The organism is Thermosynechococcus sp. GLH187 (assembly GCF_031583395.1).
In the GTDB taxonomy this organism is placed as follows: Bacteria; Cyanobacteriota; Cyanobacteriia; order Thermosynechococcales; family Thermosynechococcaceae; genus Thermosynechococcus.
In genome coordinates this window covers 2,050,390-2,065,973 of the sequence record NZ_CP134175.1, presented here as the reverse complement: position 1 = coordinate 2,065,973, position 15,584 = coordinate 2,050,390, and the positions used below count along the sequence as shown (strand labels likewise).

General features: G+C 55.1%; 16 protein-coding genes. 10 read left to right on the top strand and 6 right to left on the bottom strand.

Translation table 11 applies throughout. The features are described from left to right. Nucleotides 1-101: 101 nt before the first annotated feature. The 4 genes from RHI63_RS10165 to RHI63_RS10150 all read right to left on the bottom strand — a co-directional run bounded on the left by RHI63_RS10165 (nt 102) and on the right by RHI63_RS10150 (nt 5,428). Nucleotides 102-1,631, bottom strand: a complete 1,530-nt coding sequence (locus RHI63_RS10165) for an AAA family ATPase (protein ID WP_206201683.1) — start codon at nt 1,629-1,631, stop codon at nt 102-104. Between the two features lie 44 nt (nt 1,632-1,675). Then, nucleotides 1,676-1,999, bottom strand: coding sequence for a ribbon-helix-helix domain-containing protein (locus tag RHI63_RS10160; protein WP_206200060.1), 324 nt, complete (start codon nt 1,997-1,999; stop codon nt 1,676-1,678). 132 nt (nt 2,000-2,131) lie between these two features. Further along, nucleotides 2,132-3,127 (bottom strand): methionyl-tRNA formyltransferase, encoded by a 996-nt coding sequence (fmt, locus tag RHI63_RS10155; protein ID WP_206200059.1) that lies wholly within the window; start codon nt 3,125-3,127, stop codon nt 2,132-2,134. Between the two features lie 36 nt (nt 3,128-3,163). Continuing rightward, nucleotides 3,164-5,428 (bottom strand): ribonuclease R, encoded by a 2,265-nt coding sequence (locus RHI63_RS10150; RefSeq protein WP_310821557.1) that lies wholly within the window; start codon nt 5,426-5,428, stop codon nt 3,164-3,166. Nucleotides 5,429-5,649: 221 nt separating this feature from the next. On the opposite strand from RHI63_RS10150, the gene acpP reads away from it, so the two are divergent. From acpP to RHI63_RS10120, 6 genes are all read left to right on the top strand, one after another. Next, nucleotides 5,650-5,895, top strand: coding sequence for an acyl carrier protein (acpP, locus tag RHI63_RS10145; protein WP_149819108.1), 246 nt, complete (start codon nt 5,650-5,652; stop codon nt 5,893-5,895). Nucleotides 5,896-5,899: 4 nt separating this feature from the next. Then, nucleotides 5,900-7,162: a beta-ketoacyl-ACP synthase II gene (gene fabF, locus RHI63_RS10140; protein WP_206200057.1), complete on the top strand. Its 1,263-nt coding sequence runs from the start codon at nt 5,900-5,902 to the stop codon at nt 7,160-7,162. 35 nt (nt 7,163-7,197) lie between these two features. Beyond that, nucleotides 7,198-9,192 (top strand): transketolase, encoded by a 1,995-nt coding sequence (tkt, locus tag RHI63_RS10135; protein WP_206200056.1) that lies wholly within the window; start codon nt 7,198-7,200, stop codon nt 9,190-9,192. 107 nt (nt 9,193-9,299) lie between these two features. Beyond that, nucleotides 9,300-9,701 carry a hypothetical protein gene (locus RHI63_RS10130; RefSeq protein WP_206200055.1) on the top strand — a complete coding sequence of 134 codons (402 nt, stop codon included), beginning with the start codon at nt 9,300-9,302 and terminating at the stop codon, nt 9,699-9,701. 4 nt (nt 9,702-9,705) lie between these two features. Further along, nucleotides 9,706-10,116: a hypothetical protein gene (locus RHI63_RS10125; protein WP_190278265.1), complete on the top strand. Its 411-nt coding sequence runs from the start codon at nt 9,706-9,708 to the stop codon at nt 10,114-10,116. A 180-nt stretch (nt 10,117-10,296) separates the two neighbouring features. Next, nucleotides 10,297-10,842: a DUF3727 domain-containing protein gene (locus RHI63_RS10120; protein WP_225901561.1), complete on the top strand. Its 546-nt coding sequence runs from the start codon at nt 10,297-10,299 to the stop codon at nt 10,840-10,842. Here RHI63_RS10120 and RHI63_RS10115 read toward each other — a convergent pair. Next, nucleotides 10,839-12,236, bottom strand: a complete 1,398-nt coding sequence (locus tag RHI63_RS10115) for an aminotransferase class I/II-fold pyridoxal phosphate-dependent enzyme (protein WP_206200053.1) — start codon at nt 12,234-12,236, stop codon at nt 10,839-10,841. The genes RHI63_RS10120 and RHI63_RS10115 overlap by 4 nt on opposite strands. Nucleotides 12,237-12,279: 43 nt before the next feature. On the opposite strand from RHI63_RS10115, the gene RHI63_RS10110 reads away from it, so the two are divergent. The 4 genes from RHI63_RS10110 to RHI63_RS10095 are packed head-to-tail and all read left to right on the top strand — an operon-like array spanning nt 12,280 to nt 15,087. Further along, nucleotides 12,280-12,561: a helix-turn-helix transcriptional regulator gene (locus RHI63_RS10110; RefSeq protein WP_011057702.1), complete on the top strand. Its 282-nt coding sequence runs from the start codon at nt 12,280-12,282 to the stop codon at nt 12,559-12,561. Then, nucleotides 12,554-12,805, top strand: a complete 252-nt coding sequence (locus tag RHI63_RS10105) for a hypothetical protein (RefSeq protein WP_302678207.1) — start codon at nt 12,554-12,556, stop codon at nt 12,803-12,805. Before RHI63_RS10110 ends, RHI63_RS10105 begins: the two co-directional genes overlap by 8 nt. A gap of 48 nt (nt 12,806-12,853) precedes the next feature. Beyond that, nucleotides 12,854-13,846, top strand: a complete 993-nt coding sequence (locus RHI63_RS10100) for a pentapeptide repeat-containing protein (protein ID WP_310742995.1) — start codon at nt 12,854-12,856, stop codon at nt 13,844-13,846. A 44-nt stretch (nt 13,847-13,890) separates the two neighbouring features. Beyond that, nucleotides 13,891-15,087 (top strand): GNAT family N-acetyltransferase, encoded by a 1,197-nt coding sequence (locus tag RHI63_RS10095; RefSeq protein ID WP_310453757.1) that lies wholly within the window; start codon nt 13,891-13,893, stop codon nt 15,085-15,087. Here RHI63_RS10095 and nrdR read toward each other — a convergent pair. Next, nucleotides 15,084-15,572, bottom strand: a complete 489-nt coding sequence (nrdR, locus tag RHI63_RS10090) for a transcriptional regulator NrdR (RefSeq protein WP_206200049.1) — start codon at nt 15,570-15,572, stop codon at nt 15,084-15,086. The two genes, RHI63_RS10095 and nrdR, sit on opposite strands and share 4 nt — an antisense overlap. Nucleotides 15,573-15,584 lie beyond the last annotated feature (12 nt).

Sequence of the window (15,584 nt, the reverse complement as noted above, 5' to 3'; positions counted from 1 at the left end):
AGACAGAAACATTGGACTGAATGAACCACAATTTATGGCGAACCAAACCCCTGTGGTCGGGTCTTTCTCCCATCTGCGCAGGGCAGACAGAAGGAAGCTTGTCAAAACTCCAGTCGCTGGTATTCAGCCACTGAAGCAGCCGCCGGACGCGCCCGTTGGCGTGCCCAATCCCGCAGTGCCGTGACCTGCTCTTGCATCGTCTTGGAAAGGGGTTGAGTGGCACGGCTAGCGGCAATAATGTCTAACTGGGTAAACTCGCGCCCTTGAGCAAAGGCTTCGTACATGGCAGCAATGATGGCCTGCTCAATCTCGGCACCTGAAAAGCCATCACAGATATTGGCGAGTTGCTCGAGGTCAAAGCGATCAATGTCGCGGCGGCGCTTGGTGAGGTGAATGCGAAAGATTTCCTTGCGCTCCTCGGCATTGGGCAAATCCACAAAGAAAATTTCGTCAAAGCGACCTTTGCGCAAAAATTCACCGGGGAGCCGTTCGACGCGGTTGGCTGTCGCCAAGACAAAGACGGGAGACTTTTTCTCCTGCATCCAAGTGAGGAAGGAGCCAAAGATCCGGCTTGAGGTACCGCCATCGGAGTCCGAGGAGCCTGCTCCGCCCGCAAAGGCCTTGTCCATTTCATCAATGAAGAGAATGGCAGGGGAGATCGATTCAGCGGTTTTCAGGGCATTGCGCAAATTCGCTTCCGATCGCCCCACCATTGAACCGTCATAGACGCGCCCCATATCAAGGCGCAGCAACGGCAAGCCCCAAAGGCGGGAGGTGGTTTTGGCAATCAGGGACTTCCCACAGCCGGGGACCCCCAAAATTAACATCCCCTTCGGTTGCGGTAAGCCGTATTCACGCGCCTTTTCACTGAAGGCGTTGGAGCGTTGGCGTAACCAGACTTTCAGTTCCTCTAGACCGCCGACCGAATCAATGGTTTCATCCACTTCCATATACTCGAGGATGCCATTGCGGCGGATGAGTTGCTTTTTCTCAGAGAGGATGATGTCCACTTCGGCTTCCGTAAGGCGCCCAGCGGTCACTTTGGCTTTGCGAAAAACTTTTTCAGCTTCATCCCGCGTCAGGCCAAGGGTGGCTTTGACGAGTTTTTCCCGTACTTCAGGGGTGAGGCGGCGATTGCGGGGATCCAGTTGCTCCCCGAGAACCTGATCTAGTTCGTTGATACTGGGTAGGGGGTAGTCAACGACAACGATTTCTTTTTCCAGTTCGACAGGAATCCGCTGCGCTGCTTCTGGGGACATGAGAATAATGGTTTTGTGGCTGCTTTTGAAGCTGGCGATCGCGTCCCGTAAAGAACGAGTCACAGGGGGCGAATCAATGAAGGGGTGCAAATCCTTGAAGACGTAGATGCCCGGTTCCCGTTGGTGAACAACCCATTGAATGGCAGCTTCCGGCGAGACAGTGTTGTGGTGACTGTTGTTGCGGGGATGGCCATACTCGACCATGCCGTGGGTCACTGTCCAGATGTAGAGCTTGCGGGGAGACCGCCCTTGAGGCCCGACTTGACTTTGGGCAATGGTGGCGATCGCCTGCTCAGCCCGCTCTTCTTCAGAGGTCAGGAGGTAGATCAACGGATATTGCGCTTGGATGAGGATACTCAATTCTTCTTGCACAGCAATCACCTCCTTCTTTCAAGGCTGACCCAACACCCCCGCCACTAGCGGGCAGACACCAACTCGACGGAGAGCGAAGGAACACTGAGGCTGTCGTCATCAATCACTGTGGGCTGATTGACCAAGGCCGTTAGCTCATCCCCCCGCAGGACAAGGGCACTAGCACACTCTGGGCAGTGGTAAACCCGATGCACATTGCCATGCTTTTGCTCGGCATATTCCGCCAGTACGTCTGGGTGAGCCAGCAGAAATTCAATGGCACGTTCAGCAAGGGTGGACATCGTTTCCTGCTCGACGACAGCGGCAATCTTGAGCTGGCGGTGCACATCGGGGGATAGATACAACGTAACCTTTTGCTTATCTTCCATAGGGGTTAGAGACGTACCTAGGTATGTGTGCCAGTGTAGTGAGCCGATCCGAGGGGTGTCAAGGTGAAATGCTGTCAAAACGGCAAAATCGTAACATTTAGTTACATTAAGCCCCGCGTGCTTAAAACTCAGTTACAGGGCTGAGGGCATCATATCGAATTGAGTGGCGATCGCCAGCCGTACCCCATTGACAAAATCCCACCCCGATTGGGCTTTGCGACCACTCAAGTGCACTTGACTCAGCAGCAGGCGACCCTTGCCCGTCTGTACCACGGGGCCCCATCCCTTAATTAGCTCTACCACCGTACCCGGGGCGGAAGCTGCCTCAGGCTCACAAACAAAAGACTGTAAAGGTTCCGGTAATTCGGCCCTCACTTCGGGCACCAATGGCCACGTTTGCAGCAGTTTCAAGGGGGTGTCTTGCCACTGGGTATAGGCATAGGGGTAAAAGGCGCGCACTTGGTTGTGAAGGGCTAGGGCCGATCGCCCCCAATCAATGGCATAGTCACTTTTTTGAATGAGCGGTGCGTAGGTAGCCTCAGCGTCGTTTTGGGGTTCGGGTTGAAGCTGTGGCAGTTGCTGCAAGGTTTCTAGTAGGAGGTCGGCACCGATGTCACTGAGCTTGGCACTGAGGGTAGCAGCGTTATCTCCTAGATGAATCGTTACTTTGCGCTTCAGGAGCATTGGGCCTGTGTCCATACCCGCATCCATGCGCATCGTCGTCACGCCGGTTTCCCCTTCGCCATGGTAGAGTGCCCACTGAATGGGAGCGGCACCGCGATACTTCGGCAGCAGCGAGCCGTGGATGTTGATGCAGCCGTAACGGGGAATCTCAAGGATCGACGGGGGCAGGATTTGACCGTAGGCCACCACCACAAAGACATCAGCGCCTAGCGATCGCAAGACCTCAGGCAGCTCTGGATCCCGACGCAGACGTTCCGGCTGCCAAACTGGTAACCCGTGACAAAGGGCTAAGGCCTTGACCGGAGAAGGCGATAATTGGTTGCCCCGTCCCCGTCGGCGATCGGGCTGGGTGACCACCCCCAACACTTGATAGGTCTCTGTTTCCAGCAGCCGTTGTAGCGGCGCAAGGGCAAACTCCGGTGTGCCAAAATAAATGATTTTCAACCGCTGCCCACTCCCTGCAAAACGTCAACTGCTGGTTTAGAGAGTCTCAGGAGCGTCATCCTCAGAAGGAGTGAGGGCTTCCCCACCATCACTAGCGCCGTTCAGATCTTCTTCCGTCGCTTGGGAGCCACCACTAATGACCGCCAAATCCACCTGCTGGCGGTAGGAATCCACATTTTTAATCAGGACTTCCACGCGATCGCCCAAGCGGTAGCGCAAGCGGTTACGCCGACCCGTCAAGGTTTGGGCATGGGCACGGTATTCATACCAGTCATCCTTGAGGGAGCTGACGTGGACTAAGCCCTCAACATTAAAGTCAATCAGTTCCACAAAGAAGCCATAGGACTGCACGCCGGTAATAATGCCCGAACGCACTTCGCCGATGCAGGCTTGGACTTGGCGCACCCGTTGTAGCCCCACCAAATCCTTCCAAGCCGTGTAGATTTGCCGCTCCCGCTCTTGGAGGTGGGGAGCTAATTCATTAACCAGGGTGTCCACTTCCCGCTGGGTATCGGTGGTGAAGACGGTCCAATTCACCTGCTCCAAGCAACTGGACTCGCCAAGATTGACGCGCTCTTTTGCCCGTGGCCCGCGGCGATCGCGTCCTTCCATCAGGAGAATGTGTAAAATGCGCTGATTCACAATGTCAGTGTAGCGTTGGAGGGGTGAGCAGAAATGGCCATAGCCCTCGCCAGTGGCCAAACTAAAGTGGAGCAGCGCCACAGCGGCATCGCTGGCGGGTTTGAGTTTATCGAGCAACAGTTCCTGCAACACGGCTGCCAGATCCGAGGTAGCCAATTGTGCCATAAAGCGCTGACAGTCGCGGGACGTGACCTGCGCGGGATTGTCTAGGCTCAAGGGCAAGTTGAGATTTTGGCAGAGCTTGAGAAAATCCTGCACGGCATAGAGTTCGGGCACAGGCTGCGTGCGGTAGAGAGCCGGTACCCCCAACTTCGCCAAATGACGGGCAAGGAGTTCATTGGCAAGGATCACTAAGCTTGTCCAAGGGGTGACCCTCGGTAGGGGAATGGCGGGGGCGAGACCCTCATCGGCATAGGCAAGGCTCAGGGCATCCGCTGGGGTGACTTCAATACTCCCCCGTGCCTGTCGTTGCTGACTCACGGCATTGGCAAGGTGAATCAGGGCACGCAACCAATCACCGGAACTATCCCCTAGGGCAAGGGTGGCCGCCACCTGCTCACTGGTGACACAGGCATCAACGCGGATACAACTGCGGTAAATTCTGTAGGACTGAACTTCACCGGCATTGTTGATCTCCATCAGCAGCGAAATGGCAGCGCGATCGCCCCCCGGCAGCAAGCGCAACCTCTCCAATTCCTGCGGCAAGAGGGGCAAACTCAGTTCAGGGGTGGCGAGGGTCATACCCTGACGGCGAGCAGTGCGATCCAGCAGTTCATCGCGGGGGAGCAATCCCCCCACATCGCTAATGTGAATCCCCAACTGCCAGAGATTTTGCTCGAGGGCATCGAGGGAAAAGGCCACTTGGGGTTCTTGGCCGGGAGCCACTAAGGTAATGGTGACCAGTTCCCGCAAGTCTTGGCGATCGCTCAAGTCCAAGGTTTCCAACTGGGCATTTAAGGTGGCGGCTGCTGTCCGCAGGGCGGGGCTAAATTGGCGGACAAGATTATGTTTGCAGCAAATCAAGTCCAAAGCAGGTGCCGATTGGGCATCACTCCCTAGGATCTGGCCAATTTCCCCCGTCGGCAGGTACCCCCCCAAGGGATAGCGGCGAATGTTCACATGCACCAGTTGATCCACCACCGTGGATAGATCGGGGACGAGGTCATTGGGTTCAAGGGCAATTTCAAAGAGCAGGCGATCGTCGAGGGGTGTGGCCCGAAACCCATCTTCGGTCTGTTTCACCCGGGCAATCACCGAGGGGTTTCCCCGCTCAAGGATCAGTTTCACTTCCCCCTCTGGAGATTTCTTGCGGCGGCCTTCACGGGTGACCCGCACCAGCACGCGATCGCCATTCCAAGCAGTGCTGAGTTGATGCTCGCGCACAAAAATATCTTCGGCACCCTCGGTATCCTGAATCGCAAAGCAAAACCCTTTGCTGGAGCAGCGCAGCCGCCCTTCAATCAAGCCATCATCACTGGCGCGGCGATACTTGCCCCGTTCTTTAATAAGCAGACCAATGCGTTCTAGGGCATCGAGGGCAATTTCCAGTTCTCGCTGGCTCTCAGGATCGTCACAGCCGAGTTTTTTTTCGAGAACCTTGGGGGCAACAAATTTATCTTCGCTAAAGTTGGCAAGCAGACTGGCAATCGTAAAATGCATCGGCAACTCGGTGAAGGGAGGGCAATAGTGGATGTAGCGTTGTTGGTGTCAAGTATCCAAACTGTAGCTTATCACAGTTGCGGAAGCATCCTAGGGGATCCCCAATCTGTCCTATAATTATGGCGCGTTGATTCTGGGCACGAAACATCCTAGATTTGAGGAATGGCGATCGCCCGCATCAATTACTGTTCTCAATCGTTGTCCATCCGGTTAAGGCATCTATGAATCAGTCTGAAATTCTCGAAAAAGTAAAAGCCATTGTTGCCGATCAACTCAGTGTTGATGCAGAAAAAGTTGTGCCCGAAGCAAGTTTTGCCGAGGATCTCAATGCTGACTCCCTTGACTCCGTGGAGTTGATCATGGCACTTGAGGAAGCGTTTGGTGTGGAAATTCCCGACGAAGAGGCGGAAAAACTGAAAACCGTCCAAGATGTCCTTGACTTTATCAACAATAAGGTAGCTGCATAGATCCATGGCAAAGGCGCACCAAAAACGGGTCGTTGTCACGGGGATGGGGGCAATTACCCCCCTCGGCAACACCCTTGCGGAGTATTGGGAAGGGTTAATGGCCGGTCGCAACGGCATTGATTACATCACGGCTTTTGATGCCAGTCGTCATGACTGCCGCATTGCGGGTGAGGTGCGTGGCTTTGATCCCACCCTCTACATGGATCGCAAAGATGCCAAACGCATGGATCGCTTTGCTCAATTTGCCGTGGCTGCCAGTAAGCAAGCCCTTGCAGATGCCCAATTGACGATTGACGAGGGCAATGCCACTGACATTGGCATCATTATTGGTACGGGTGTGGGCGGGCTAAAGGTGATGGAGGATCAGCAGGAGGTCTATCTCACCAAGGGGCCCGATCGCTGTAGTCCCTTTATGATCCCGATGATGATTGCCAATATGGCCGCCGGACTCACCGCCATTCACACCGGTGCCAAAGGCCCCAATTCCTGTTCCGTGACCGCCTGTGCAGCGGGTTCCAATGCCATTGGCGATGCCTTCCGCATGGTGCAGCACGGTTATGCCAAGGCGATGATCTGTGGCGGTACTGAGGCAGCGATTACTCCCCTATCGGTGGCGGGTTTTGCGGCAGCCCGTGCCCTGTCCACCCGCAATGATGACCCCCACCATGCCAGCCGTCCCTTTGACCTCAACCGCGATGGCTTTGTCCTTGGGGAAGGGGCAGGCATCTTGATCCTTGAAGAATTGGAATTTGCCCTTGCCCGGGGGGCACGCATCTATGCAGAAATGGTGGGCTATGGCTTGACCTGTGATGCCTACCACATGACTGCTCCCTCACCGGGGGGAGAAGGGGCGGCCCGTGCCATTGAAGCCTGCCTCAAGGATGGGGAGATTGCCCCGGATCAGGTGAGCTATATCAATGCCCACGGTACAAGCACCCCCGCCAACGACAGTACGGAAACTGCCGCCATTAAACGTGCCCTTGGTGAGGAAAATGCCCGTCGCGTTCCCGTGAGTTCGACAAAATCCATGACGGGGCACCTCCTAGGGGGGTCAGGGGGTATTGAGGCGATCGCAACGGTGATGGCAGTTGCCCACGATCGCATCCCCCCTACAATTAACTTGGAGCAACCGGATCCTGCCTGCGATCTGGACTATGTTCCCCATCAGAGCCGGGCTTGTCCGGTGACGGTGGCTTTGTCCAACTCCTTTGGCTTTGGTGGGCACAACGTCACGTTGGCCTTCCGCAAATTTACTCCCGATCGTTAACTGTCTGCTGCAAACCCAATTAGAGAGAGAAAGCAATGCCTGCGGTGACTCAATCCCTTGATGAACTCTGTATTAATGCGATTCGTTTCCTAGCGATCGATGCGGTGCAAAAGGCCAACTCCGGGCACCCCGGCCTACCCATGGGGGCAGCACCCATGGCCTATGTGCTGTGGAACCAGTTCATGCGGTTTAACCCCAAAAATCCGCAGTGGTTCAATCGCGATCGCTTTGTCCTTTCGGCGGGTCATGGCTGTATGTTGCAGTATGCCCTGCTCTACCTCACGGGCTACGACAGCGTCACCATCGAGGACATTAAACAGTTTCGCCAATGGGGATCGCGCACACCCGGTCACCCGGAAAACTTTGAAACCCCCGGTGTGGAGGTGACCACAGGCCCTCTCGGTCAAGGGATTTGTAACGCCGTTGGCTTAGCAGTGGCGGAAGCCCACTTAGCGGCTCGCTTCAACAAGCCCGATGTCAAACTAGTGGATCACTACACCTACGTTATCCTTGGCGATGGCTGCAACATGGAGGGCATCTCCGGCGAAGCCTGCTCCCTTGCGGGTCACTGGGGCTTAGGCAAACTCATTGCCCTCTACGACGATAACCACATTTCCATTGACGGTTCCACCGACATTGCCTTTACAGAGGATGTCTGCAAGCGCTTTGAGGCCTATGGTTGGCACGTGCAGCACGTCGCCGATGGCAATACGGATCTTGCGGGCATTGCCAAAGCCATTGAAGCGGCCAAAGCCGTAACCGATAAACCTTCACTCATTAAAGTCACCACTACCATTGGCTATGGTTCCCCCAACAAAGCCAACACCGCTGGGGTGCACGGCGCTGCTCTTGGGCCTGAGGAAGTCAAGCTCACCCGCGAAAACCTTGGCTGGAACTATGAGCCTTTTGTTGTCCCCGAGGATGTCCTCAACCACTTCCGCAAAGCCGTGGAGCGCGGTGCTAGCTATGAAGCGGAGTGGAACCAAACCCTCGCCACCTATCGCCAAAAGTATCCTGAGGAGGCTGCCGAATTTGAACGGCTGCTGCGGGGTGAGCTGCCCGCCAACTGGGATGCCAATCTGCCGAGCTACACTCCTGAAGATAAGGCTGTGGCCACCCGCAAGCATTCGGAAATTTGCCTGAACGCGATCGCCCCCAATCTGCCGGAACTCATTGGCGGTTCTGCCGACTTGACCCACTCCAACCTCACCGAACTCAAGTGCTCCGGTGACTTCCAAAAAGGCCAGTACCAAAATCGCAACATTCGCTTTGGCGTACGGGAACACGGCATGGCCGCCATCTGCAACGGCATTGCTCTCCACAATTCCGGCTTGATTCCCTACTGTGCCACTTTCTTGGTCTTTGCCGATTACCTGCGGCCTGCCCTGCGCCTCTCAGCCCTCTCCCAAGCGGGGGTGATCTATGTGATGACCCACGACTCCATTGCTCTTGGTGAAGATGGCCCTACCCACCAACCCGTGGAAACCTTGGCCTCATTGCGTGCCATTCCCAACCTACTGGTGATCCGTCCTGCCGATGGCAATGAAACCTCGGGTGCCTACCAAGTGGCCGTCCAACGCCGCAAACAGCCAACCCTCTTGGCACTGACGCGGCAAAATGTCCCCAACTTGGCCGGTACCTCTGCGGCCAATGTCGCCAAAGGTGCCTACACGCTGGTAGATTGTGCAGGGACACCCGATTTGATCCTGATTGGCACCGGTTCAGAAGTCTCCCTCTGTGTCAAGGCTGCTGAAACCCTGACGGCCAGTGGCAAGAAGGTGCGGGTCGTGTCCATGCCCTCTTGGGAACTGTTTGAGGAGCAATCCCCTGAGTACAAAGCCAGTGTGCTCCCTGCGGGGGTAAAACGCCTTGCTGTAGAAGCGGCTTCGAGTTTTGGTTGGTGCCGCTATGCCGATGCAACGGTGTCGATCGAGCGCTTTGGTGCCTCGGCTCCCGGTAACGTCCTCATGGAGAAATTTGGCTTCACGGTGGACAATGTGGTGGCCAAGGCCAATGCCCTGCTTGGCTAAGTTGCCGGTGGTACGCCTTTAGACGGAAAATATCAATAGATGCTCAGGGTGGGGGGTATAACTCTCTGCCCTGTTTTGCTTTTTTTGAGTTTTTTTGAGAACGCCCTATGCCACGTCGTCGGAAAAAATTTCCCTGCGGCCACCAAGGCTATGGTCAGGTTTGCCACTACTGCGCTCAGTTGATCCAAGCAAAAGCTCTAGAGGTAGCAGAACGGGAACAGGCACGACTGGCACGGCAGGAGTGGGAGGCCACCTTTGCCAAGGATGTGGTGGATCTACAGGGATTGCCCAAGTGGATTGTCCTCAAAGCCCGCCAAGTGATTGCAGAACTCCTTGCAGGGGCCGACTATCGCCAGTTCAAGGGCAAGCGCCTGAATCACGATCGCCGCATTATTAGTATTCCCCTGAGCTATGACTATCGCCTCATCTGCTATGACACGGGCGATCGCATTGAACCCCGTAGTGTGCTCTCCCACGAAGCCTACAATGTCAAAAAACCCCTCGCTTAGTCTCATGACGGCCAACACAGATCATCCTTGGTATGCAGCGGCACAACTGATTCAACCGGCACTGATTCGCCTGCTTGATCATCTGCGGCGATCGCTAGAAACTTCCCCTTGGCAGGGCACCTATGAAACCGTTGAGATTCCCTGTGGTGAAGCCGAACCACAAATTCTCTACTGGCTGCACTTACGTCAGGGCGATCGCCAAGAGCGGGTGAACCTGTGGGAGCTGTGCTACCAAATTTGTTTTCAGCAGTACACCCCAGAACTCGACTACAGCGGCATCCATGACTTTCAGGTGGGGGAGGTGCAAGCTGACCTCAGCCTCTTTGACCCTGCTGGGGAGGTGGACTGGCACAAGCTCGATCAGAAGGCAGCACAGGTGGTTGCCGCCCTATTTGCCGGCTTAGATCCCCCTTAATTTTAATTTTTTGTAGAAAATTAACCAAGGCTGCCACAGGGAATGCCCCACGGCGACCCGCTGCATGGTATGCTCCAATGCCATAGGGAATCTTTTTACCGAAGCAGCATGGGTTCAAACTATCAAAACCAGCAAAACAGTAATGAGCAGCCCTGGGAGGAGGAAGACTTCGAGGAGGAGATGGAGCAACTCCGCCTTTACGATGATGACGGTCGCTTCCTCGACTGCTACATCGAGTTTCGTCTGAATGTGCAAGGGGAAACCTATGCGCTGCTGCGGCCAGTGGACTATCCCGTAGAAATTTTTGCGGTCGTGGTCGAAAACGACGAGGAAGAAACCTTGGTGCCCCTAGAGGAGCAGGAAATTGATGCGGTCTTTGATACAGCCCGTGCCATCCTTGAAGAACAAAACCTCACCCTCAAGCGCACTGCACTGACCCTCACCGTAGCGGGTGAACTACCGGATCTGGATGAAGATGAGATTCTCACGGTTGAAGTGGAAGCCGATGATGACATTGAGGAGTATCAACCCCTCGGCAGTAGCTTCTTTTGCGGTACGCGAGAATACAGCGTTTATACGCCCCTGAGTCCGACCCTGTACGTTGCCCGTCTTGTCCCCGGTCAAGAACCTGAACTCCTCTCTCCCCAAGATTTTCAACACCTGCAACCCCTCTTGGAACAGCATTTGGTGAGCCATCTCATTGAAGAGGAGGACTGGGAAGACTAGACCCTACAGATTCTTAGGGTTTGTAGCGTAGGATCGGCAGCCCCCACGATCTCTGCCCCCAGCTCTTGGAGGGTTTGCAAGGTTTCAATCACTGATGCAGTGATCCGTTCCCCGGCGATAACAGCGGGAATTCCCGGTGGGTAGGGGGAGAGTGTCTCGGCGCTAATCTCATTTAAGGCCGCCTTGAGGGGAACCGATGCCTGTGGGCAAAAGTAGGCGTCCCGTGGTGAGAGCGTAGGTTCTTCAAGGTTAGGGATTGGGGGGATGGCCAGTGGTGGCAGAGGGGCATGGTAGCAGTATTCGGCGCAAACACTTTTTAGGCGATCGGCCAAGATTTCGAGCATTGTTTGGCTGGTACCGAGGCCAAGGCAAAAGGTGAGCGATCGCCCGCTGGGAAATTCAGCAATGATCTGCGGTTGCAACAGCTCATCTAGGGCAAACCCCGTCAGACCGATCGACCACGTCCCTAGGGTCAATCGCAGCGGATCCTGAGGGATGCCTGTGGGCTGCCAGCGCGGCAAAGGCCATTGAGAGGTCTTAACCCACTGGAGAAGTCGGGCGTAGATTTGCTCTCCCTGCTCAGCCATCTGCACCCCCGCCCGCTCAAGGGCTGCCAAAAACCAATAGCTGGGACTGGTGGTTTGCACGAGGTTCAGGGCTTGACTCAAGCGCTCAGGGGACACCCGCTCCCCCTTCAGATGCAGCACTGCCGTTTGGGTTAACGTGCCGAGGGTTTTGTGCCACGACTGCACCACCACATCTGCGCCTGCGGCCAAAGCAGCTACCGGAAAGGCGGGATGATAGGCAAAATGACTGCCGTGGGCTTCATCGACAATGAGGGGCAAACCGTGGTCATGGACGCACTGAGCAATCTCGACCAAGGGTGAGCAAAGGCCTTCATAGGTGGGACTGACAAGCACAACCGCCTTGGTATCGGGATAGGCAGCCAAGCCGGCGGCAACCACATCACGGGTAATGGGCAACGGCAGCCCCCACTGGGGATCAACCGCGACTCCCAAATAGACGGGCTTCGCCCCCGTTAACACCAGTCCCGCAATCACTGAGCGGTGGACATTGCGCCCCACAAGAACGCGATCGCCCGGCCCTACCGTGGCTAGAAGTGCGGCTAAAAGACCACTGGTGGCACCATTCACCAAAAACCAAGCGCGATCGCTCCCCGCCGTCGCCGCTACCGCCGCCTGTGCCTCTGCCAGCACTCCTGTTGGCTGCGCCAAATTATCAAGGCCGGGCAACTCACTTAAATCTTGGGCTAAGGCCATTCCCCAAAGGGCACGCAACAGCGGTTCCATGCCTCGACCCCGTTGATGGCCGGGCGTGTGTAAGGGAATCGTGTGGTTTTGGGCTAAAAGAGCAGCAAGGAGAGAAATCGTCAACTAGAATGAGTATAAGGGTCTAAGTAATTATACGGATTTAGGGATGTCTATACCGCAAGACGATCGGTTGGAGTATTCACTGCTGTCGGAGCGTGAGCTACAGGTGTTGGAGCTTGTGGCGGCGGGGCTAACCAACCAAGACATTGCCGCCAAACTAGACATCAGCAAGCGTACGGTAGATAACCATATCAGTAATATTCTGATGAAAACAAAATCAGAAAATCGTGTGGCACTTGTGCGCTGGGCTTTAGCGTGGGGTAAAGTTTGCTTGAATGATGTCAATTGTTGTGCACTGCCCACCCCCCCTACCCAGCCCCATGAGTGAACGTGTGTACTACAATCCCCGCCTGCCACTGGCCGTCTATCGTGAGCTGGCTGCCCACTTGCAGTTACTTGATGGGATTTCTGTGCGGCTGTTGCCCCAAACCTGTTCCCGCTTTGACTACGAATTGAGCCAAATTGAAGGCATTGCCGTGACTTGGCCGCCAACGCCAAACATGCAAGCACGCTGTGAGGAGATTCTCCAACACTATGGACTGCAGTATGGGGACTGGCAGGGTTCACTATAGGTATGGTATTGCTGGAATGCCAATGCTGCTCCCTGCTGGAGACTAACGATGGAATCCGCAGAATTGCTCGCCTGCTATGCCAAGGGTCAAACCAATTTTCAAACTGTGAATCTGACTGGCCTCAATCTGGTTGGCGCCGATTTAATCGGCATTGATTTGCGGGGTGCTAGTTTACAGGGGGCACACTTGCAGTTCTGTCATTTTGGCCGTGCTGATTTTAGTTATGCTCTGTTGACGGGAGCACGCTTGGAAGGATGCAACTTTACCCAAGCAGTTTTTAACGATAGCCATTTTCGTGATGCCCAATGTCATGGTTGCGTTTTTGATCGCGCCAATTTGCAGGGGGCAGATCTCACATTGGCGGTTTTTCGCGACTGCAACTTCCTGAGTAGTGACTTGCGACAGGTGAATTTAAGCCATACGGTTTTGGCTGGCTCCTGTCTGCGCAGTGCTAACTTTCGCAAAGAGAACTATCAGGAGGGGGCAAGTCTGGTGGGTGCAGATCTCCGCCAAGTCGATCTCCAAGGAACGAATTTGGCAGGAGCGGATTTATCACGGGCTAACCTCAAGGGAGCCAATCTCAAGGAGGCCAACCTTAATGCCGCCAACCTGACCCAAGCCAATTTGGCAAATACCAATCTTCAGGGGGCGATTCTCACCCGTGCCATTCTCTATGAGGCGAATCTGGTGGGAAGCAACTTACGGCAGTCGCGGCTGGCTCAAGCAGACCTGCGGGGAGCGATTCTCACGCAAGCGGATTTAAGTCAAGCGATTCTCTCTGAGGCGCGGCTTGATGATGCCCAAGCTCAAGGGGTGAACTTGCGGGAAGCGGTTTTGAATAAGGCGGATTTGCGGCGTACGGATCTCACCGGGGCGGATTTGCAAGAAGCTCGCCTCATTGATGCCTACCTAGCCCGCACGAATCTCAAGGGTGCCAATTTACGTCAAGCCAACCTAATGCGTGCTGATCTCAGTAGTGCCCTGTTGCTGGAGGCTTGCTTGGAGCAGGCATTAATGCCCGATGGCAGTGTCTTTATCTAAAGCACTTGCTATAGTACAACAGAGACGCAGTTTCCCTGAGGGGTATGGCAGAGTTTGCAGCGGCACTGGCACCGGAGCTAACGATTCAGTGGGTGAATGCGATCGCCAGCGTTCCCGAGGAGCAGTGGGATGCTCTTGCGTTGCCCCTAGAAACCCCCTTCTTTGAATGGGAATGGCTGCACCAAATTGAAGCCTCTGGCAGTGCAACGCTGCAAACCGGTTGGCTCCCCCATCATCTCTTGGTTTGGCGCGATCGCCAAGGTCAGCGGGAACTGGTCGCTGCCGCTCCCCTCTATGTCAAAGGCCACAGTCAAGGGGAATTTGTCTTTGATCACCAATGGGCAGAGCTGGCGGCGCGGTTGGGCATTCGCTATTATCCGAAGCTGCTGGGGATGGCGCCCTTTACGCCGGCGGTGGGCTATCGCTTTCTCATGGCCGAGGGAGTGGATGTGGCTCTGATGACCAAGGTGATGCTCCACGAAATTGATCGCCTCTGTCAGCGTCACCGTTTTTCCAGTTGCCACTTTCTCTACGTCGATCCCCAATGGCAACCCGCTGCCGAAGCCTACGGTTATCGTGCGTGGCTCCACCACAGTTACATTTGGCAAAATCGCAACTATCAGACCTTTGACGACTATTTGGCGGACTTCAATGCCAACCAACGCCGCAACATCAAGCGGGAACGCAAGGCCGTGGCTCAAGCGGATCTCACGTTTCGAGTTCATCAGGGGGATGAGGTCAGCCGCAGCCTGTTGCGACAGATGTACGATTTCTATGCCGATACCTGCGACAAATTTGGCTGGTGGGGCAGCAAGTATCTAACACGGCAGTTTTTTGAAGCCCTGAGCGATCGCTATCGTCACCGCGTGGTGCTCTTTGCTGCCTATCCCAGCAATGGCGGTCAGCGTCCCATTGCCATGTCGTTTTGTATTACCAAGGGAGCCAATCTCTACGGTCGCTATTGGGGCAGTGTCCAGGAGATTGATTGCCTGCACTTCAATGCCTGTTACTATGAACCCATTGAATGGGCGATCGCCAACGGCATTCAGCGCTTTGATCCGGGGGCGGGCGGACGCCATAAAAAACGGCGGGGCTTCCCAGCGACGCCCAACTACAGCCTGCACCGCTTCTATGCACCGCAGTTAGCGCAAATTTTTGATCACTACATTGACCAGATCAATGACGAGGAGCAGCGGCTCATTGACACAATTAATGCCGACTTACCGATGAAGCAGCGCTAAGACTGGGAGGCCGTCACCAACTCTGGTGAAGCAGGGGTCTCTTGGAGATGGGCTAATTCGGCAACAAAATCACTAATCCCTTGGAACTGGCGATAGACCGAAGCAAAACGAACATAGGCCACTTCACTAAGATGACGCAGCCGTTGGAGTGCTGCTTCCCCCAATTCAGCGCTGGTGACTTCGCGGCGCGATCGCAACTGCAAATCCGCCTCAATATCATCTACGAGGGCTTCAATTTTTTGTTGGGGAATGTTGGTTTTGCCACAGGCGGTCATGATGCCCCGCAACAATTTTGAGCGATCAAAGGACTCGCGATCGCCATTGCGTTTAATGACCGTAATAGGAACGTACTCAATCCGCTCGTAGGTGGTGAAGCGACGGCTACATTGGAGGCACTCTCGACGCCGCCGAATACTTTGCCCCCCCTCTGCCGATCGAGACTCTAGAACCCGACTATCCGTATGGTGGCAATAGGGACACTGCATAGGGATCCCCGC